General features: G+C 45.5%; 16 protein-coding genes. 6 read left to right on the forward strand and 10 right to left on the reverse strand.

The features are described from left to right. Positions 1–16 precede the first annotated feature (16 nt). Positions 17–1,198 carry an MFS transporter gene (locus NL646_RS10825; protein ID WP_005499771.1) on the forward strand — a complete coding sequence of 394 codons (1,182 nt, stop codon included), beginning with the start codon at positions 17–19 and terminating at the stop codon, positions 1,196–1,198. Positions 1,199–1,280: 82 nt separating this feature from the next. Here NL646_RS10825 and NL646_RS10830 read toward each other — a convergent pair whose 3' ends face one another. The 9 genes from NL646_RS10830 to deoD form a co-directional block, all read right to left on the reverse strand. Beyond that, positions 1,281–2,120 carry an energy-coupling factor transporter transmembrane protein EcfT gene (locus tag NL646_RS10830; RefSeq protein WP_253664214.1) on the reverse strand — a complete coding sequence of 280 codons (840 nt, stop codon included), beginning with the start codon at positions 2,118–2,120 and terminating at the stop codon, positions 1,281–1,283. Then, positions 2,117–3,856 carry an ABC transporter ATP-binding protein gene (locus NL646_RS10835; RefSeq protein WP_253664215.1) on the reverse strand — a complete coding sequence of 580 codons (1,740 nt, stop codon included), beginning with the start codon at positions 3,854–3,856 and terminating at the stop codon, positions 2,117–2,119. The genes NL646_RS10830 and NL646_RS10835 overlap by 4 nt, the downstream gene beginning before the upstream one ends. A 6-nt stretch (positions 3,857–3,862) precedes the next feature. Beyond that, positions 3,863–4,411, reverse strand: coding sequence for an ECF-type riboflavin transporter substrate-binding protein (locus NL646_RS10840; protein ID WP_005375133.1), 549 nt, complete (start codon positions 4,409–4,411; stop codon positions 3,863–3,865). 337 nt (positions 4,412–4,748) lie between these two features. After that, positions 4,749–5,879 carry an HlyD family secretion protein gene (locus NL646_RS10845; protein WP_021452976.1) on the reverse strand — a complete coding sequence of 377 codons (1,131 nt, stop codon included), beginning with the start codon at positions 5,877–5,879 and terminating at the stop codon, positions 4,749–4,751. Then, positions 5,879–6,259 carry a DUF3302 domain-containing protein gene (locus tag NL646_RS10850; RefSeq protein WP_005478107.1) on the reverse strand — a complete coding sequence of 127 codons (381 nt, stop codon included), beginning with the start codon at positions 6,257–6,259 and terminating at the stop codon, positions 5,879–5,881. Before NL646_RS10850 ends, NL646_RS10845 begins: the two co-directional genes overlap by 1 nt. 245 nt (positions 6,260–6,504) lie before the next feature. Continuing rightward, positions 6,505–8,088 carry a GGDEF domain-containing protein gene (locus tag NL646_RS10855; protein ID WP_005485863.1) on the reverse strand — a complete coding sequence of 528 codons (1,584 nt, stop codon included), beginning with the start codon at positions 8,086–8,088 and terminating at the stop codon, positions 6,505–6,507. Beyond that, positions 8,072–9,556, reverse strand: coding sequence for a hypothetical protein (locus tag NL646_RS10860; RefSeq protein WP_005462926.1), 1,485 nt, complete (start codon positions 9,554–9,556; stop codon positions 8,072–8,074). The genes NL646_RS10855 and NL646_RS10860 overlap by 17 nt, the downstream gene beginning before the upstream one ends. Before the next feature lie 163 nt (positions 9,557–9,719). Beyond that, on the reverse strand, positions 9,720–11,189 hold the full coding sequence (locus tag NL646_RS10865) for a transposase (RefSeq protein ID WP_005462928.1): 1,470 nt from the start codon (positions 11,187–11,189) through the stop codon (positions 9,720–9,722). A gap of 68 nt (positions 11,190–11,257) precedes the next feature. Further along, a complete protein-coding gene (deoD, locus tag NL646_RS10870) occupies positions 11,258–11,968 on the reverse strand; it encodes a purine-nucleoside phosphorylase (RefSeq protein ID WP_005462930.1) in 711 nt (236 codons plus the stop codon). A 398-nt stretch (positions 11,969–12,366) separates the two neighbouring features. Between deoD and NL646_RS10875 the strand changes: the two genes are divergently transcribed. Genes NL646_RS10875 through NL646_RS10890 form a run of 4 tightly spaced genes read left to right on the forward strand, consistent with a single transcriptional unit; the run spans position 12,367 to position 16,477 of the window. Next, a complete protein-coding gene (locus tag NL646_RS10875) occupies positions 12,367–13,317 on the forward strand; it encodes a DUF523 and DUF1722 domain-containing protein (RefSeq protein WP_025592283.1) in 951 nt (316 codons plus the stop codon). After that, on the forward strand, positions 13,307–14,119 hold the full coding sequence (locus NL646_RS10880; protein ID WP_253664216.1) for a MerR family transcriptional regulator: 813 nt from the start codon (positions 13,307–13,309) through the stop codon (positions 14,117–14,119). Before NL646_RS10875 ends, NL646_RS10880 begins: the two co-directional genes overlap by 11 nt. A gap of 9 nt (positions 14,120–14,128) precedes the next feature. Continuing rightward, positions 14,129–15,544 (forward strand): deoxyribodipyrimidine photo-lyase, encoded by a 1,416-nt coding sequence (phrB, locus tag NL646_RS10885; RefSeq protein WP_253664217.1) that lies wholly within the window; start codon positions 14,129–14,131, stop codon positions 15,542–15,544. A gap of 6 nt (positions 15,545–15,550) precedes the next feature. Next, the gene (locus NL646_RS10890) at positions 15,551–16,477 is read left to right on the forward strand and encodes a L,D-transpeptidase family protein (protein ID WP_005462944.1); all 927 of its coding nucleotides are present in this window, start codon (positions 15,551–15,553) and stop codon (positions 16,475–16,477) included. Between the two features lie 26 nt (positions 16,478–16,503). Here NL646_RS10890 and NL646_RS10895 read toward each other — a convergent pair whose 3' ends face one another. Further along, a complete protein-coding gene (locus NL646_RS10895; protein ID WP_005462467.1) occupies positions 16,504–16,758 on the reverse strand; it encodes an Lpp/OprI family alanine-zipper lipoprotein in 255 nt (84 codons plus the stop codon). Positions 16,759–17,309: 551 nt separating this feature from the next. Between NL646_RS10895 and NL646_RS10900 the strand changes: the two genes are divergently transcribed. After that, positions 17,310–18,656 (forward strand): DEAD/DEAH box helicase, encoded by a 1,347-nt coding sequence (locus NL646_RS10900; protein ID WP_253664218.1) that lies wholly within the window; start codon positions 17,310–17,312, stop codon positions 18,654–18,656. The last annotated feature ends 246 nt before the right edge of the window (positions 18,657–18,902 follow it).

Here is an 18,902-nt window from a genome sequence, read left to right on the forward strand (position 1 = left end):
ATCTAAAGGATGCATCATGAATACCTCTTCTCACGGCTGGAGAACGCCGCAAAATTTCCTTCTGTTGATCTCGATTATTGTGCCCATTGCCTTTTCTACCTGGATGGCGTTGCTGAATAACTTTGTTATTGAAAAAGCGAACTTTGATGGGGCGGACATTGGCTTGTTACAAAGCGTGCGTGAGATACCGGGCTTTTTAGCCTTTACCGCCGTGTTTGTGTTGTTGTTTATCCGCGAACAACGATTCATGTTGGTGTCATTAGCGATGCTAACACTTGGTACAGCATTAACAGGTTACTTTCCCACTTTGTACGGTTTACTTTTTACGACCTTGTTGATGTCCACTGGTTTTCACTACTTTGAAACATTGAAGCAGTCCCTGTCTTTGCAATGGCTATCGAAAGAAGAAGCGCCAGAAATGCTAGGCAAGTTTATCTCGGTCGGCGCGCTGGCTTCGCTGTTTACCTACGGCGCGATTTGGATTTTGCTAGAGCAGCTTAAATTTGATTTCAAAACCGTGTATTTGCTGGCGGGTGGCGTTGGCTTTGTGTTGATCATCGTGATGGCACTGGCGTTTCCTCAGTTCAAAACGGCTGTGCCACAAAATAAGAAACTCGTACTACGTAAACGCTATTGGTTGTATTACGCGCTCACTTTTATGAGTGGTGCGCGTCGACAGATTTTCACCGTATTTGCGGGTTTCTTGATGGTAGAGAAGTTTGGCTACTCTGCCGCAGACATTACCTTACTGTTTTTGATCAACTACCTGTTTAACTTTTTATTTGCCAAGCGCATTGGCCGTTTCATCGGTGTTGTCGGTGAGCGTAAGGCATTAACGTTTGAATACGTCGGTTTGATTTTCGTCTTTGTGGGATATGGTTTGGTGCAAACGGCGGAATGGGCTGCGGCGCTGTATGTTGTCGACCACTTGTTCTTTGCGCTTGCCTTGGCGATTAAAACGTACTTCCAGAAGATTGCTGATCCGGCCGATATGGCGTCGACCGCTGGCGTTGCGTTTACCATCAACCACATCGCAGCGGTGGTGATTCCCGTTACATTCGGGATGATTTGGTTAGTGTCGCCTTCTAGCGTTTTCTACATCGGAGCGGGTATGGCCGCCGTTAGCTTATTGTTGTCACTCAATATTCCAGCGAAGCCGGAAGAGGGGAACGAAACGCGATTGTTGAGGTGGAGTTAGTGCTCACTACTCAAAAGACTAAGCCATAATCTGGATAGAAAAATGGGATGCATCGGCATCCCATTTTTATGATTATCTCGCGTTAAAACGGATACCAGAACAGTTGTGTGTCCATAATACGCTTGCTGATTGCAGCAATCACTATCACCGCAATCCCCGTCATACAGATCATATCGGCTTTGGTCAGGGGTTTTAGACTGTACCAGGTGCGAGATGAGTGACGGCCGAAACCACGCAGCGTCATCGCGTTGGAGATTTGGTCGGCTCTGTCCAAACTAGAGAAAATCAGAGGGCCAAGAATCTTCGCCACGTTCTTCATACGAGTGAACAACGGAGCCTTCTTACTCAGTTCTACTCCGCGTGCTTGTTGCGCGTGCATGATGTTAACAAAGTCCTTTTTCACTTCCGGCAAGTAGCGCAGCGTTAAGCTCACGGCATAGGCGATTTTGTAAGGTACACCTAAGCGGTTCAAGCTGGCTGAAAACTCCGTCGGGTGAGTGGTAAATACAAACACCAACGCGATTGGGAACATGCTGAAGTATTTCAACGTCACTGTTACTAAGTAAAACAACGTCTCTTGAGTGAGCGAGTAATTACCGGGTAACGAGAGTAAAACCGTTGATGAGCCCATGAACTCAGTACCTTGTTGTGGCGCTAACGCGAACATAAACAGGGCATTGATCAGCAATACCGTGCCTGTACCCAGTAAAAGCAGTTTGTAGACATGAAATGGCACTTTGGTCATTTTCAGTAAGCCTAAACCAAGCGCGATCAACAGAGCGATGATTCGCAAGTCAAATGTGGTCAACACCACCGTCACCCAAGCAATGAAAAGCAAGAACTTAGTAATGCCATTCAACTTGTGAAGTGGCGATTGGGTATCGATGTAGTTGATACCAAACTTCATCTTATTGTCTTTCATGCCACCGCTTTCTCTGGTTGGTTTACTTCGCCGCTTTTTTGTTGGCGGTGCGCTTTTTCTACATTGATAAAATGCTGCATAAAGCCATTGGTATCTTCGATGCCAACTTTCGTAGCCAACTCAAACAGACTTGTTGTGGTGAGGTTTGCTTGGTCTAGTAGCTCTGGACTGCTGAATACCTGTGTCATTGGTGCATCCGCGACTAATTTACTGTCTGCAATAACGATAGAGCGCGTGGTGTATTCCAGCACTAAATGCATGTCGTGGGAGATGATCATCACGGTTACGCCCAACTCGCGATTGAGCTTTTCGATGAAACTCAGCATAGACGTGTAGTTCCGGTAGTCCTGACCTGCCGTCGGTTCATCAAGGATCAGAAGCTCTGGTTCCAAGACCAAAATTGACGCAATGGTTACGCGCTTTTTCTGGCCGTAGCTCAATGCTTCGATTGGCCAGTGACGGTATTTGCTCAAACCGCACAGCTCAAGGACTTCAAGTACTTTAGCTTCGATTTGTTTCTCTTCAACGTCACGATTACGGAGGCCGAAGGCCACTTCGTCGAAAATCATGTGATGGGAAATCATGTGGTTCGGGTTTTGCATCACCACGCCCACTTTCTGGCTGCGCTCGAAGATGGTCAGTTCGTTTAGATCTTGACCATTCAAGCTCATTGAGCCGCTATCCGCTTCAATAACGCCCATAATCAGTTTGGTGATGGTCGATTTACCCGAGCCATTTTTGCCAAGTACAGAGACAAACTCGCCACGCTTGATGTCAAAACTCACGTCTTCTAGCGCGTTTTTATCACCGTCGTAAGAATAGGTGAGGCCACGGACTTCAAGCAAAGTCTCGGCTGGCGTTTTAGGTGGTTGTGCTGTTGAACCATCAAACCATGCTTGTACTGCTGGTTTATATTGCTCCAACGGTAAGGTAGTTAAGCTAGAAGGTTTTGCATCACCCTCAATCGCGCAGCCTGCTTCTTTCAGAGCCGAAATATAAAGCGGTTCGCGGATGCCGTAATCTTCTAGCAGAGGCGACGCTAAAATTTCATCTGGCGTTGTATCGGCAATGATTTCGCCGCTTTCCATCAAGATAATACGGTCAACTGAGCGATGCAGAACGTCCTCAAGACGATGCTCAATGATTACGATGGTTTTGCCTGTTTCGCGGTGTAGATCATCGATGATCTCGATGGTTTTTTTACCCGTTTTAGGGTCAAGCGCAGCTAGTGGTTCATCAAACAAAAGGATATCGACGTCATCGACGAGAATACCCGCCAAAGAAACACGCTGTTTCTGCCCGCCAGATAAATCGTGGGGAGAGCGATCTAACATCTGTTCCAAGTCGACCATTTTGGCCGTGGCTTTGACCAATGGGTACATGTCGATGTTAGAAGTTAGCTGGTTTTCCAGCGCAAATGCGATGTCTTCGCCAATGCTCAAGCCGACAAATTGGCTGTCCGTATCTTGCAGTACGGTGCCAACTTGCTCTGTGTATTGATGCATGTCGAAAGGGGCGGTGTCTTGACCATTGATGGTCAATGTTCCACTGGTTTCCCCTTTGATTGCGTGTGGGATCAGTCCGTTAAGACATTGCCCAAGGGTAGATTTACCACTACCACTTGGACCAATAATGACGATTTTCTCTCCTTTCTCTATCCTTAGATTGATATTTTTTAGCGTCGGTTTGTCCAGCGACTCATATCTAAAAGAGAAGTTAGAAAATTCGATTGTCATTCGACATTAAGCCTCTGTTAAGTTACGGCTTTGCTTGTTACGTTTAGCGACAGACTTAAGAATGAAGAAGCCAACAATAGCAATAAGAATGGTGTTACCGATTGCGATAATAGAAAGCTGGGTAAACACTTTAGTGAACGGTTCTGCGTACAAAATCGTGTCGAGGAATGCAGAGCAACCGTAACCAAATACGTTGCCTAATAGTGCAAGTACCACGAATAACGCGAAGTCTTTCATATTGAAATCACCTTTCTCCAAACGGTAGCGTGTTAGAGAAGGGAATAGACCGATAATCAAACCAACAATACCTGAACCAAGTACCCAAGTGAGCCATACGCCCCAACCTGCAAATAGGTCGGTGACCCAGTGGCCAATAAAACCAACCAAAAAGCCAACAAGTGGGCCAAATAGTACTGAGAACAATGCTAATACTGCCATTGCTGGTTTTAGCGTTGTGTTTGCAAACACAGGGATGCCAAACATAGGTAAGCCACCGATGCCGTAAAGAGCAGCACCAATTGCAATAACCACAACGGTTTTAGCAGAAAGATTCATAGATAACCTCAGTTCAATTGTCGATTTTAAAGAACGTTCATTTATATTGTTGGAAAGCATTGGTTATTTGATTGTGTAACATATATCCAAAACAACCAAGCTGCTTATTGTTTGCTCTATTTTTCTTCAGGAAATGTGTGATTTGATTCACGTATCCCTTTGACTGGCTTTGTTTTTTAGCAAGCATTAAAAATAAGGCGCGCATTATACAGAATATTGATAAAAGTGGGAATGCTATCTGTCTGGATGGCTAGAATGAAATCGGAGGCTGATTGTCAGCCCCCGATTACACTTTATGATGCTATTTTCATCGATAAATGAATGAGCTAGCAGTTCATTAATGGTCTAGGTACAAATAGTTCTGCCAGCTCTTCATGCGAATAAGCACTTTGCGCATCACTGATACGTGAGTAAAGCTGTCTGAGTAAACTGCGACTTCAACCGCAGTACCCATTGGCAGGTGGTATTCGTTCAAATCGTCCGTGATTTTTAGCTTCGCAAATACACGTCCGCTCGTGCGCAAGGCATCGGTACCGAGTAGAGCACCTCTGGCTTGAATTTGACTTTCACCAATGGCCGGAATCACGTCAATGACTTCGCCACGGAACACTTTGCCCGGAATTGCGCGGAACATAAATTCTGCTTCAAAGCCCGGCTTCAAACGTTGTAGCGAGTTTTGTCTGAACGCTGCGGTGTACGTAATGTCTTCGGTATGTACGAAGGTCATTGCAGGAGCAAGCGGTAACGGCACAGCCATCACGCCAGGACGCAAGGCCAATTGCGTAACGTAACCATCGGTTGGCGCACGAACGATAGTTTGTTCTAGGTTAAACTCTGCTTTACGCAGCTCTGCGAGAAGTTGCGCGACTTGAGTGTTTTCACCACCAATTTCAGAGTCCAGAGCGATTTGCGCTTGTTCTTGTTGCAAAATCGCAACGTCTAGCATGGCTTCTGCCGCTTTATACGCTTGGCGTCGAGTATCTAAATCTTGTTCAGTAAACGCGCCGCGATCAAAGCCTCTTTGATATCGGCTAAACTCTCTTTGCGCTTTATCTCTATCAGCTTGTGCTTTTAAAACTGCAGCTTCTGCTTCTCTTAGATCAGACTCTAAACCCAACGCACCTTGGCTTGCTTCTTTGACTTTCGCTTCAAGGCGAGCGACCTCCGCTTCAAATGGCACAGGGTCTATTTTGAAAAGAATATCGCCAGTTTTGAGCGGTTGGTTCGCTTGAACTGGCACTTCCACAACGCGGCCTCGTACACCAGAGACGATAGGCGTAGTTGGGAACACTTGGTTACCTAACTGAGTAAATGGGTGGTTGTAGTTCATAAGCAGCACAAGTGTGCCCACCAACACTACGCCACCAAGTACAGCTGTCGGGACCGTCCATTTGTTTAGAGGAATATTGAAGATTTTAAAAATGGCGATACAAAGAGCTGCGTAAGTCAGAATCAGCAATAAATCCATTATTCGTCCTCTTTACTTTGTTCAGTCAAAGGCTTTTGCTGAATCTTTTGTTGTTTCAACATCGATACTTCGTTTTTGAGTTCGTTGACTTCGTCAATGAGTTCTTCAAGACGGTGATGAATGTCGTGTGTTTCTTGCTCAAGTTGTTTGAAACCCCAACCACGCTCTTTGCGCCACAATGTTGCCCATATCCAAAGGAATGGCCAAAGTGCGTGCAGTGTGAACAGGCTGACCCAACCTGCGTAGTGAATTGCGTCTTGGTGCGGGTGTTCACGCTCTTTAGCAATTTCATACGGGATGTCATGGATAACAATGATTCCGTAGAAGATAACTAAAGCAACGAAGATGAGTAACCCAAGTGCAAAATAGTCTAGAAACATCTTACTTACCTGTGCTTGTTGCGAATTGGAAAAACTTACGTAAATTAACGGTTTAAGTATTTGTCTTAACTATAGATGAATCAAGCGGTTTTTATGTGCGAATTATGTTTATGCGATATCAGTACGTACTGATAGTTGTAGGCAAGTTTGGCGAGATTGAGTACAGATTTAAACAAAAAGTGAATAGATTCGGGTAGGGCTGATAAAAAGCATGATAAAGCCCCAGATTTCAACTGGGGCGTGGCTTAAAGTTCGGTACAGACTTGGTTTCGGCCATTGGCTTTGGCACGATACAAGGCTTTATCGGCGCGGTAGAAGGTGCGCTGAGTGTTTTCCCCTTCGCGATGGAGTGTAATACCGATGGAAACGGTTAGGCCGCGTTCGCCAAGAATGTCTCGCCATGCATATTTAAAAATACGCTCGCGGTAGTTTTCAGCGTGCATTTCTGCGCGTTCCAATTGGCTGTTCTCAAGAATTACAAGGAACTCTTCACCACCAAATCGCACGCACGATGCACCTTTAAATTTGAAGTAGGCTGCCAGCTCCTGTGACACACTTTTGATCGCTTTGTCACCCACCAAATGGCTCAGTTCGTCATTGATGGATTTGAAGTGATCGATGTCGATGACCATCAATGCGAATGGAGTGTCGTGCAGCAACATGTCTTTCAGTTTTACCTCTAACCAGCGGCGGTTGTGCAACGAGGTAAGGGGATCGGTAAATACGTCTTGCTGCAACTGAGCTACGGTATTTTTGTGTTGTTTGGTCGTCTCTTTAAGCTCTTTATTTTCAATCTCAGACAGAATGAGCTTTAACTGCAATTCAAAGCGAGACAATCGACGCAGTTGAGCCGCGCCCAATTCGCTGATTGGGATGTGTTTTATTAAGTCTGATTCAATACGAAAAGCGCGTTTCTCACAGCTTAAAGCTTGCTGAAACTGCCCTTGTGACGCACTGACTTTGCTCATTGCGTTGTAAAAACGTTTCGCCAGAATGGGCGAAGAATGCTTTTTAATTCGCTTCCCAATGGACTCCAACAGCAAATTAGCCAACGAAGTGTGGCCAACACCATTCAAGCAATAGGCCGTTTCAATTTTGACCATGGTTGAGAGCCAATAGGTGGTCGCACTTCCGGTGGTGTACTTAATGCTGGATATGGAAAGCAGCGCTTCGGAATACTCTTCTTGCAGACGATGCAATTTAGCGCGATACAAATGCGTTTGAGCGGCGAGGTTTTTGTCGCTTACTAGGATGCTGAGCTCTTCACATTCACCCAATAATTCGCTGGCTTCGGCCACGCGTTTTAGACTGATGTAACAGGCGAGCATATACAGTTTGTAACGCAAACGAAGTGAGCGACTGCTGATGGCATGATCGATCGCGTCGATCTTTTGGTAGTAACGTAGAGCACGGTTATGATCGCCATAAGCATCGCATAAGTTGCCCATACCAATGATCGCTAAAACGTATTCGTCGATAAAACCGTATTCCACTGCGATGTTGGTGGAAGCGATGTACTCGGTGAGGGCAGAGTTGTAATCACCAACTTCAACTAAGCGTTCGCTTAAACTTGCTTTGACCGACAGTATATCTTCGACATCCTCAGGTAATGAGAGCAGTTCTAATGCTTGTCTAAGCTCTTCGATACTGTCACAAAGCTGTTTGATTTCGCGGCGGTATTCTGCGCTGATAACTAGGCAGTGTGCTTTTTCACGGCTGGTGGACGCAATGTGTCGACCGATATGTTCCCAAAGCGTGATGGCTTCTTCCCCAGAAACAGAAGAAGGATCGATGCCTGCGTCAGTGACTTTGCTAAGCAGTAGTTCCATTCTTCATTACCTCAATATAGCTTTCTTCCAACTGCTCTAAAGTAAATGGGAAAGTCAGGATGTCTTGTAAATACAATGTCGGTTTTGGCCCTTTGAGACCACGTCGTTCCCATGGATAAATGTCTAACATGGCATGCACGGTTCGGTAGAGCTCTTCTGCGGCTTGATCTTTTTCGGCAATCAGCATAGCGAGTCGATCGCTAGATAGGCGTGAAATGAGATCGCTTGGCGTCGTTAATGAGTGAACCAGTTCAGTGCACGCATCGAGAAACGCAGGATTGGAGTGACGAATCATGATCACGGCATGGTTAGAGCGCTTAAGCTCAGTCTTAAATAGAACCAGTTGTTCCCACCAGTACGTTTCGGAAACGACGTTAGAAAACTGCTTTTCGGGATCGTATTCATGTTGAGAGCGAATACGATTGATGAGCTTGCGAGCACGTTGTTCGAGTTGGCGTTTTGAGCCGCGTGCTTTATCCATGCTAACCCGATTGGTCTGCTCTTTGAGCATTTTCAGTGCATGTTTTCGGTATTTTTTAAACGCATTAAATGCCGCTTCGAAATCGCCTTGCTCTTCAGCAACGCGAGATTGCTGAAAACAGATCTGACTTAGCAGTTCGCCGTTATCGAAATTAAGCGCGGATTCTTCTGCGGCAAGCAACAACTCGGCTGCGCTGTCCGTGTTTTTACGCAGTAGCTCTAGTCTTGCTCGACTGATGAAAGAGTGTGCTTTCATCCACGTTAGATCGTGCTCAATGGCCAGCTTGTGTGCTTTTTGGGTTGCTTCTTCCGCTGCGTCTAGGCGTTCTAAGCCAAGGAGAGCCAAGCCTTTAAAGTCCCAAATTTCGGCTTGCCAAGTGCTGTCTTCATGGTCTTTGAGCACTTCTGTTGCGCCATCAAGTACCGTTAGCATCTCAATAAAGTTGTTGAGGAGGTAGTAGTCCCAAGCAAGCAGAATGCGAGCTTTCCCTTCTAACCATGCAATTCGGACGTTGTTTGCCACTTTAACTGCCAGCTCATGAGTCGATGCGGCAAGTTTGTGTTCGTTGGTGATGCGCCAAACATTGCCAAGACCAATCAGGGATTCAATCTGAATCTCAATATCATCGACCAAAGCCGATTGCTCCAAGGCATTAATCCAATATTGCTGCGCCGAGTAATATTTGGCTTGTCCCCAGTATTGAAGGGCGAAGATATGCAGAATTTCTGGAAGGTGATCGTCAGTGTCCAGTTGGATTTGCTTATTGTAGGCGTCTTTGATGAATTTCAGCCCTTGGCGATATTCCATCAAACACCAACAACTGTGTGCCATGACGAGTAACGCTTTGATTTCTCCGTCAATAAACAGTATTTGTTCCGCGCGAATGCGGCACTGCTCGGCGAGGCGAAGAGTGCGTTCAGGGTGCGTTTTCACTTGCCCTTTGAGTGAGTTAAGCTCGTCTTCTAGCTGAATTTGGGTTTTATCCAACGTTCACATCCATGACTATCGAACTGGAATTTACACCTAAATAATAAGTGGTTAGATGCGTACTTCATTACGAGTGCAGCATGAAAGCCACATCATAAAATATCAGGTGCCGTAATGTATACCGTCACTGCCCCTAATTACCACATCTAAATGAGTTAAATAGTTACGATAGGAGCTGCTTAATGGTTAGAGGTGCGTCAGTGACTTCTAGCCTTTGTGCGGCAGTAAGACCTTGTTTGTCCTGATAGCACAAATTATGCCAAGCTCTGAATATATCTAAAAGAGGTAAAATTCCGGCAGGTCGCAATTTGCGACGTGGCTCGTTAATGAAACTTTCGAACAACAGCTGGAAGCGATTTTGATAGAACTGCACATGGCGAGTTGTTGCAACGTTAAACCACTTTTCTGGTTCATTTTTATCGCCAGCAAGGTAGCAAATGCCTTTGTGGCTTTCGCCTTGACTGGAGATCGCCCAGCGATCGCGCCACCAACTCATGTAGGCAATATCCACTTTGCCAAACGGAGCGGTCATGTCCCAGCCAGCGTCTTCTTCTACATACATCAGATCGACATTTTTCTCTTGAATACGAGACAAACAAACGCTCAACGCTGCAGAGCGGAGCAGGGGATCTTGTGGCATGTAAATCGAAACCCGCTTGTTAGGGCAACACATATCAAGTACATGCAAATAGTGCGCGTACGAGGTGTAAGGAGGACGAACTAACGCGCCTTTCGATGGGTAATGAAATACCGATAAGTTACCGAGCGGATCTTCGACGTTACCACGAGCCAAAATCGTTTGGTATTTTTGGTCAATACGCTCTCTAAGGTGATTAGAAGGTTCCGCTGGTGGCTCACTTGCTTCCGCTGTGTACTCTTGAGAGACAAAACGAGAAACTTCGTCGTACGGGTTGTGATCCAGCGTCGCGATAGGTTCTTCATCCGAAGAGTAGTTCACGTGTTGGCAAAGAATGTAGCCCGAGTGCGCTTCACCAGACACAATCCAGTACACACCATTATTGCTGTGTGGCTGCAACGCAATGTAGCTGGAAGCCAACTCGTAGTGACTGGCGTGATTAACCCAACGAGCATCAATGGTCGCGAGCTTACGACGACAACGACTGGCGATGTGGTCAACGTGATCATAAAACGTTTTTGGGTTGATGCTGAGTTTGCGGCAAATTTCGCGCACGGAATAACCGGTGAACAAAAGGCCCATCAGGTTTTCTTGAAACTGCAGCTTTTTATTGGCGCCAGACCATTTATCGACAAAAGTGCTTTGGCACGCTTTACAACGGTAACGTTGACGATCGCCACTGTAACCGAAAGCGTGATAGAGGTGTTTATGAGTGTGGACAGAGAGTCCGAAGTTGTCACACGCGTCGTTGCGACAAGCAGGTAACCCGTCACTGTGGACGTGTCGGAGGCGATGAAGTTCGTTCACGACATCGCGGTTGTTAAGTAAGGGGGGGAAAGCTCCACATTCACGGCATACCATCGCCGGACGCTTAGGGTTCGCATGTTGCAGAACGTAACGCTTTGCATCACTCAATCCAAAGTTGTCACACGCCAATGTTTTACAAAAGTTGAGTTGTAACCCATCTGCGTCTTTTGGCAGTTCGCCGTTAGACACAATCGCCCCCTCGGGATAATTCGGGCAGCCAGTCAGGCACTGGCTGCAAATTATTACTTAATAACTTCTTAGATGTTGATTGCTGTTTCAAGTGCAACTTTCATCATGTCGTTGAACGACTTTTGGCGCTCTTCTGAGCTTAGTTTTTCGCCACGGATGATGTGGTCAGAAACCGTTAGGATAGTTAGAGCTTTCGCGCCTAGGTCTGCAGCTACGCCGTAGATACCTGCCGCTTCCATGTCTACACCTAGGATACCTAGTTTTTCCATCTTCTCGAAGATGTCTGCTTCTGGTGTGTAGAACAGGTCTGCAGAGAATACGTTACCTACTTTCACTGGCACTTCTTGAGCGCGAGCTTGCTTAACCGCTTCTTCTAGAAGGCTGAAGTCAGCGATTGCAGCGAAATCGTGGTTGTTGAAACGGATACGGTTAACTTTTGAGTCTGTAGAAGCACCCATACCGATAACAACGTCCATTAGGTTAACGTCGTCACGTACCGCGCCACAGCTACCTACACGGATAACGTTTTTCACGCCGTATTCAGCGATTAGCTCGTGTACGTAGATACAGCATGAAGGGATACCCATACCGTGACCCATTACAGACACTTTTTTACCTTTGTAAGTGCCAGTAAAGCCGAACATGTTGCGAACGTCACAAACTTGCTTCACATCTTCAAGGAAAGTTTCTGCAATGTATTTAGCACGCAAAGGGTCGCCTGGCATTAGAACTGTTTCAGCGAAATCACCTGGTTGTGCGTTGATGTGTGGGGTTGCCATAAGTGCTCTCCAAAGTTTTGTTCTGATAAAACGCATCTATTATAGGATGCTATTACCAATTCTGTTGAACTTGTTCGTTTTCGTTGAGGCAATAATATCGGGACGTACAGTGATCCCTTGAGAGGTTAGTCACAAAAACCACCCTTTTCGAAACTAACCAAGCTATTGATAACTAAATCTGTTGAAAGCAAAAAGGCAATCGATTTGCTTTTGAGCGATTTGTTGATTGCGCACACAAAATAGCCAAAGAAAAAGATAAATATTTTTTAAATCGAGCTGATCGAAATCGCGGAGGAGTAAGTAAAACGATTAAATTGTACAACTAATTTTCTTGTACAATTTAGGGTGGTTTGCTATTAGTTATACAACTAAACTTTTTGTATAGGGATGACGTTGCTATGGAATCTTCAATCAAAGTAGGTATCAGTTCTTGCGTGTTAGGTGAACGCGTGCGTTTCGATTCTGGTCATAAAGTCAGTAACTTTGTGACTAAAGAGCTTAGCAATTATTTTGACTTTGTTTCTGTATGCCCAGAGGTGGGGGTAGGCATGCCGGTGCCACGCCCGACGATTCGTTTAATCAGTAATGAAGAACGCATCGCGTTGGTTGAAACGAAAAACCCCGACAATGATCACACAGATAACATGCTGACTTACTCCGAAAATAAAGTGGACGAGCTTCAAAATGAGCAATTGTGTGGTTACATCGTTTGTGCCAAATCGCCAACATGCGGTATGGAACGCGTAAAAGTGTACAGCAAAAACAACGCTGCAAAAGAAGGGGTTGGTCTTTACACGAAAACGTTGATGGAAAAAATGCCGTGGTTACCTGTCGAAGAAGATGGACGCTTAAATGATCCCGTTCTTAAAGAGAACTTCATTACTCGTATTTACTGTCTCAACGATTTTTATGAATCGATGGCAGGTGAGCCGACACGCGGTAAGATCATCGATTTCCATTCTCGTTATAAGCTAACGCTTATGGCGCACCATCCAGAGTCGTATCGATCTTTGGGGCGCTTAGTCGCAGATGTTGCCAGCTATGAGATTGACGAGTTTTACCGAGAATATCGATTAGGTCTGATGACGGCGCTATCGAATCGTGCCAGTCGCAAAAACAACACGAATGTGTTGATGCATCTTCAAGGGTATTTCAAACGCTCTCTAAACAAAGATGAAAAAGAAGAACTCGCGACCGTGATTCAAGACTATCGCACTGGCACGCTGCCATTGCTCGCGCCACTAACATTAATTAAACACTATCTAAATGCTTATCCAGATGAATATCTGCAAAAACAGAAGTTTTTAGAGCCACACCCGCAGGAGATGAGATTACGATATGGTTTGTAGTTCAGAAGAAAAACTATACGCAATTCGAGATGTTGCAGAGATTACGGGCGTTAAGCCTGTGACGCTGAGAGCTTGGCAAAGACGCTATAACCTAATCCAACCACAAAGAACGGAAAAAGGGCATCGCTTATATTGTCAGCAAGATCTCGATACGATTCGTGAAATTCAAGGTTGGTTATCCAAAGGCATTGCGATCGGCAAAGTGAAAGGATTGCTCGGCCAATCGGATGTAGAAATCAGTGCAGAAAACCATTCGCTTGAAGAAGTGGAAACCGTACTGTCTGCGTTGTCGCAACTTAATCGTGGCAAAACGGAAAGCGTCCTGTCATCGGTATTGAAAGAGTACCCGCTCAACTTAGTCGTAGATCAGTTTATCAATCCTGTGTTTGAGGCATTGGATTTGGTTAAGGGCTCGCTGCGCTCTTTGCAGATGGGATTGTTCCAAACCTGTTTAATCACGCGTTTGGCATTGGTGATCGATTCTGAAAACAAAGCATCTACTAAGGGGAAATGTCTGTTGATCAGCTTTGAACAAAGTCGAGATGCAGAAAGCTGGATTCAGGCGGCGAAGTTGTGTGAGCAAGGTTACCACATCACCTTAATCGACAAGGTGGACGACGTTTCTGGCTTGGTGGGGCACGACGTAATTGAACGCTACCAGCGTGTTTATTTGTTCTCGAATAAGGCGCTACCTGCCAAGCAAGTGGAAGCATTCAAAGCGCTGTTAGCGCGTTATCCTGAGCAAGTGCAGTGTTCGGAAGTTATTGAGAAACTTCATCTTGCACAAACACAGATTCAGTAAGGAGACCACATGATTCTGGTTTGGTTTAGGCGTGATTTACGCACGTTAGACCACACGGCGTTAAAGGCGGCACTTGATACAGGACAACCTGTTGTTGCTTGTTTTATTGCAACGCCAGAACAGTGGCAAGAGCACCACATGGCGCCTATGCAGGCGGATTTAATCGCTAGGCGTCTTGAGCATGTTCATCAAGAGCTCACAGAGCTAAACATTCCTCTTCTGTATAAAGAAGTTCCGCGTTTTGACGACTGTACACAAGTCATTTGCGATTGGGCGGATAAGCTCAACGCAACGGCGGTAATGGTCAACATCAATTATGAAGTGAATGAAGTTGAGTTGGATAGAAAGGTATCTCAAGCACTGGATAATCGTGGGGTAGAGTTTCACGCCTTTCACGACAAATGTGTTCATGCGCCAACGACCGTACTCAACAAGCAAGGCGAGTATTTCAAAGTATTTACGCCATTCAAACGAGCATGGTTGCAAAAGTTTTCCTTGCCAACGGTATCCAAGCCTCAGAGACAAAATGAACTGCCTAGTGAGCAGTTAGAAGCGGTAAAACAAGACGGTTTTGATGACGATTTTACGTTCTCTTATCCGAGGGAATCGAGCGAAGCTTGGTGTGCATCGACCAACCACATTCTCAAGCAATTGAGGACGTTTGCACGCGAGCGTAGTGACGGTTACCAGATGAAGCGAGATTTCCCCGCTATCGATGGTACGAGTCAGCTCTCGCCTTATCTTGCCATCGGAGCATTGTCGCCAAGACAGTGCATCGCGAGGTTGTATGCTGAGAATCCACAACCGGATTTATCAGAAGGCAAAGCAACGTGGCTGAGCGAGATCATCTGGCGTGAGTTCTACCAGCACTTATTGGTGTTTGAACCTAAACTTGTCAAAGGTCGCGGATTCATCGACTGGGAAGACAAAATTCAATGGTCTTACGATGAACAAGCTTTTGAATGTTGGAAAATGGGGACGACTGGATATCCAATTGTTGATGCGGCAATGCGTCAACTCAACCAAACTGGCTGGATGCACAACCGACTTCGCATGATTGTCGCAAGCTTTCTTACCAAGGATTTACATATCGACTGGCGCTGGGGCGAAGAATACTTTATGAGCAAGCTCGTCGACGGCGACTTTGCGGCAAATAATGGTGGGTGGCAGTGGTCGGCATCGACTGGCTGTGATGGCCAACCATACTTCCGTATCTTCAATCCAATAAGCCAAGGCGAGAAGTTCGATTCCGACGGTCAATTCGTGCGTCACTGGGTGCCAGAAATTAAGAGGGTGCCGAATAAGTTCGTCCATAAACCATGGACTTGGGAGGGATTTTCTTTACTGGAATATCACAAGCCGATGGTTGATCACAAGGTTGAAAGAGAGATAACCTTACGGCTCTTCAAAAGTGCCAAGGAATAGAGTGAAATGCTTAGCAAAAAGCGATCAATGAGTTTTGCAAAACGAACCCTGTTATCTGTCTCGTTATCATTAGTGAGTGGATTGTCATTCGCCAAAATGTACGAGTTACCAGAGGACGGCAGCCGTTTGATTGGTCGCCTCGAAAACCACGTCGTGCAAGAAGGCGAGACCATGGCAAACATCGCCAAGCATTATGACGTGGGTATGCTAGCGTTGATGGCAGCGAACAAAGGCGTTGATCCATTTCTTCCTCAAGAAGGGCGCGTGCTTACTATTCCATCTCAACTTATTCTTCCTGAAGTTCCTCACCAAGGCATCGTGATTAACTTGGCAGAGCTGCGTTTGTACTACTTCCCAGAGGGCGAAGATGTGGTGCATGTTTTCCCTGTTGGTATTGGCCGAATTGGTCGAGATACACCAGTGATGACAACCAGCATCAGCCAAAAACGTCCGAACCCAACATGGACGCCACCTGCGTCTATTCGTGCCGAATACAGAGCGAAAGGGGTGGATTTACCTGCGGTTGTGCCAGCTGGCCCCGACAACCCGCTTGGGTTGTTTGCACTTCGTCTAGCTTACGGAAATGGTGAGTACCTTATTCACGGTACCAACAAAGATTTCGGCATCGGAATGCGCGTGAGTGCTGGTTGCATTCGTATGGACCCAAGTGATATCGAATGGTTGTTCGACAAAGTTCGTCGTGGTGAAAAAGTAAACATCATCAATCAGCCAGTGAAAGTGTCTCTAGAGCCGGATCGTAGTGTGTTTGTGGAAGCGCATGAACCGTTAACTCGTAGCAATGGCGAGAAAGATCATTTACAAGTTCCGAAAGAATTGGGCTGGTGGCTAAATGAATTTGGATTGACGAATGTGAAAGCGAAAGCCGTTATTGCCGCTCAGAATGGGGTTCCAGTAGAAATAACCGCGCCTTAACGGGCGTTAAAGCGCGGAACAACATCTTACTTAGTGTAAGACTGAGCGATGTTATCGATACGCTCGTTAGCACGTGCTGCTTCTTCTTGAGCAGCCATTGCTGCGTCACCTGATTTTTGAACGTCAGATTGAAGAGATTGTACGTCTTGGCTTAGTTGGCTAACTTGGTTGCTTAGTTCATCTAGTTTAGCTGCGTTTGCTGTTGCTGCGTCATCAGATGAAGCACAACCTGCTAGTAGAAGTACTGAAGTTGCTGCAGCTGCGATCAACGTTTTGTTCATATAAGAACTCCTTGCTTATAGTGAAAGTCTCGCCCTATAACTCTTTTTTATACAGTAGCGAGGTTAAATGTGGTTACATTTTATCAGTACATGATGTAGCAAAAGTCAAAAAAATCCAAGAATTTCATGGAGTACCTGACGTTAACTTTTACCTGAGCCTAACAAAAGTAATTACTCATCCTTTCGATTGCTCCCACAACAGTCCACATAGCAGGTATTTTTGCCACGTTCCTGATATCAATAATTTAGACGATATTGACACAAATGAAAGTTTCTACCCCTAAATAACTGCAATCAGCTTAATTCTACGAAGTGAATTCGACACTTTTATGGGCGTGTTTTTTCTCGAATTCTAGCCAAGGTTTTCGCCAGTTACAGACGACGCTTCTTCTTCACTGGGCTGCAAATGATGTTTTGTTTTCATCCGCGGGAATTAGTTTGTGTGATCTCTATCTATACTCCTATGATTTGCGGTATTATACCGAGCTTTATTTTTTTGCTGCGTTAGAGCGGAAACGACATTACAGAGCGCTCAGACGCTGACTGATTTATTGGAGAATACTTTGCAATTTAAAGATCTAGGCCTAGACAACCGATTGTTGAAGAACCTAAAACACTACGATTTTAAAAAACCGACTGACATTCAAAAACAGGCTATTCCTGTTGCGATTGCAGGCAAGGATTTATTGGCATCTTCGAAAACGGGTTCGGGTAAGACTTTGGCGTTTGTATTGCCAATGCTTCACAAGTCACTGAAGACAAAATCGTTTTCAGCGAAAGATCCTCGTGCTGTGATTCTGGCTCCAACGCGTGAGTTGGCTAAACAAGTGTATGGCGAACTTCGCTCTATGCAGGCTGGTCTATCTTACGATGCAGCGTTGATTCTTGGTGGTGAGAACTTTAACGATCAAGTAAAAGCACTGCGTCGTTACCCGAAATTCATCGTGGCAACACCAGGACGTTTGGCTGACCACCTAGAGCACCGCTCTCTGTACCTTGACGGTTTGGAAACGCTGATTCTTGATGAAGCAGACCGTATGTTGGATTTGGGCTTTGCGCCTGAGCTACGTCGAATCCATAACGCGGCGAAGCACCGTCGTCGTCAAACGTTGATGTTCTCAGCAACGCTGGACCACGCAGAAGTGAACGATATTGCTTCTGAAATGCTCAATGCACCAAAACGTATCGCAGTTGGCGTATCTAACGAAGAACACAAAGACATCACGCAAAAATTCTACTTGTGTGATCACCTTGATCACAAAGAAGCGATTCTGGAACGCGTACTTTCTGAAGCAGAATACCGTCAAGTGATCATCTTTACGGCAACGCGTGACGATACCGAACGTCTAACCGCGAAGCTGAACGAGAAAAAACTGAAGGCCGTTGCTCTGAGTGGTAACCTGAACCAGACGCAACGTAACACCATCATGAGCCAGTTTGAGCGTGCAGTGTTTAAGATTCTGGTAACGACTGATGTCGCTTCTCGTGGTTTGGATATTGCGACAGTGACTCACGTCATCAACTTCGATATGCCAAAGCATACAGAAGAATACGTGCACCGCGTTGGTCGTACTGGCCGCGCGGGTAACAAAGGTGATGCGATTTCTCTTGTTGGTCCAAAAGACTGGGATAGCTTCAAGCGTATCGAAACTTACCTACAGCAAGATCTTGCATTCTCAGTGTTTGAAGATTTGAAAGGTAAATTTAAAGGTCTGAAACCACCTAAGAAAGATTTCCGTAATAAGAAAGCGACGACGAAAAAAGCGCGTCCTCAAGCGAAGAAAGTGGCGAAGCAACCAGCTAAACGCGACAAAAGCTTCTACAAAAACGTATCGGTGGGTGATGACGTGTTCATCCCTAAGAAAAAGCCTGCGGCACCAAGCTCTGAAGAGTCATGATTGCCTCAGTTCTAAACTGATTCTGATGTTTACAAAATCCGAGTGTTCGCACTCGGATTTTTTATGCCCGTCACTTAGCCAACCCTTGTCTTTTCTTACTAGCCGTTTCTCCCAATGCTTATATTTGTCTGACTTCATATAAACAGTACAGATTGCTAATTTAGCAAGATGTTTATTGTGTTTACACTGGTTAAAGCAAACGTTTTTTCAAGCAGGTTAGATAAAAATATCATTTAATTATGAAAA

Origin of the sequence: Vibrio sp. Y20_XG_PY13 (assembly GCF_024181925.1) — a bacterium.
In the GTDB taxonomy this organism is placed as follows: Bacteria; Pseudomonadota; Gammaproteobacteria; order Enterobacterales; family Vibrionaceae; genus Vibrio; species Vibrio parahaemolyticus.

Bases quoted from the DNA above. Each gene is read 5' to 3' on its own strand.
- NL646_RS10825 (WP_005499771.1), top strand. From the start codon at position 17: ATGAATACCTCTTCTCACGGCTGGAGAACGCCGCAAAATTTCCTTCTG.
- NL646_RS10830 (WP_253664214.1), bottom strand. From the start codon at position 2,120: ATGAAAGACAATAAGATGAAGTTTGGTATCAACTACATCGATACCCAA.
- NL646_RS10835 (WP_253664215.1), bottom strand. From the start codon at position 3,856: ATGACAATCGAATTTTCTAACTTCTCTTTTAGATATGAGTCGCTGGAC.
- NL646_RS10840 (WP_005375133.1), bottom strand. From the start codon at position 4,411: ATGAATCTTTCTGCTAAAACCGTTGTGGTTATTGCAATTGGTGCTGCT.
- NL646_RS10845 (WP_021452976.1), bottom strand. From the start codon at position 5,879: ATGGATTTATTGCTGATTCTGACTTACGCAGCTCTTTGTATCGCCATT.
- NL646_RS10850 (WP_005478107.1), bottom strand. From the start codon at position 6,259: ATGTTTCTAGACTATTTTGCACTTGGGTTACTCATCTTCGTTGCTTTA.
- NL646_RS10855 (WP_005485863.1), bottom strand. From the start codon at position 8,088: ATGGAACTACTGCTTAGCAAAGTCACTGACGCAGGCATCGATCCTTCT.
- deoD (WP_005462930.1), bottom strand. From the start codon at position 11,968: ATGGCAACCCCACACATCAACGCACAACCAGGTGATTTCGCTGAAACA.
- NL646_RS10875 (WP_025592283.1), top strand. From the start codon at position 12,367: ATGGAATCTTCAATCAAAGTAGGTATCAGTTCTTGCGTGTTAGGTGAA.
- NL646_RS10880 (WP_253664216.1), top strand. From the start codon at position 13,307: ATGGTTTGTAGTTCAGAAGAAAAACTATACGCAATTCGAGATGTTGCA.
- phrB (WP_253664217.1), top strand. From the start codon at position 14,129: ATGATTCTGGTTTGGTTTAGGCGTGATTTACGCACGTTAGACCACACG.
- NL646_RS10890 (WP_005462944.1), top strand. From the start codon at position 15,551: ATGCTTAGCAAAAAGCGATCAATGAGTTTTGCAAAACGAACCCTGTTA.
- NL646_RS10895 (WP_005462467.1), bottom strand. From the start codon at position 16,758: ATGAACAAAACGTTGATCGCAGCTGCAGCAACTTCAGTACTTCTACTA.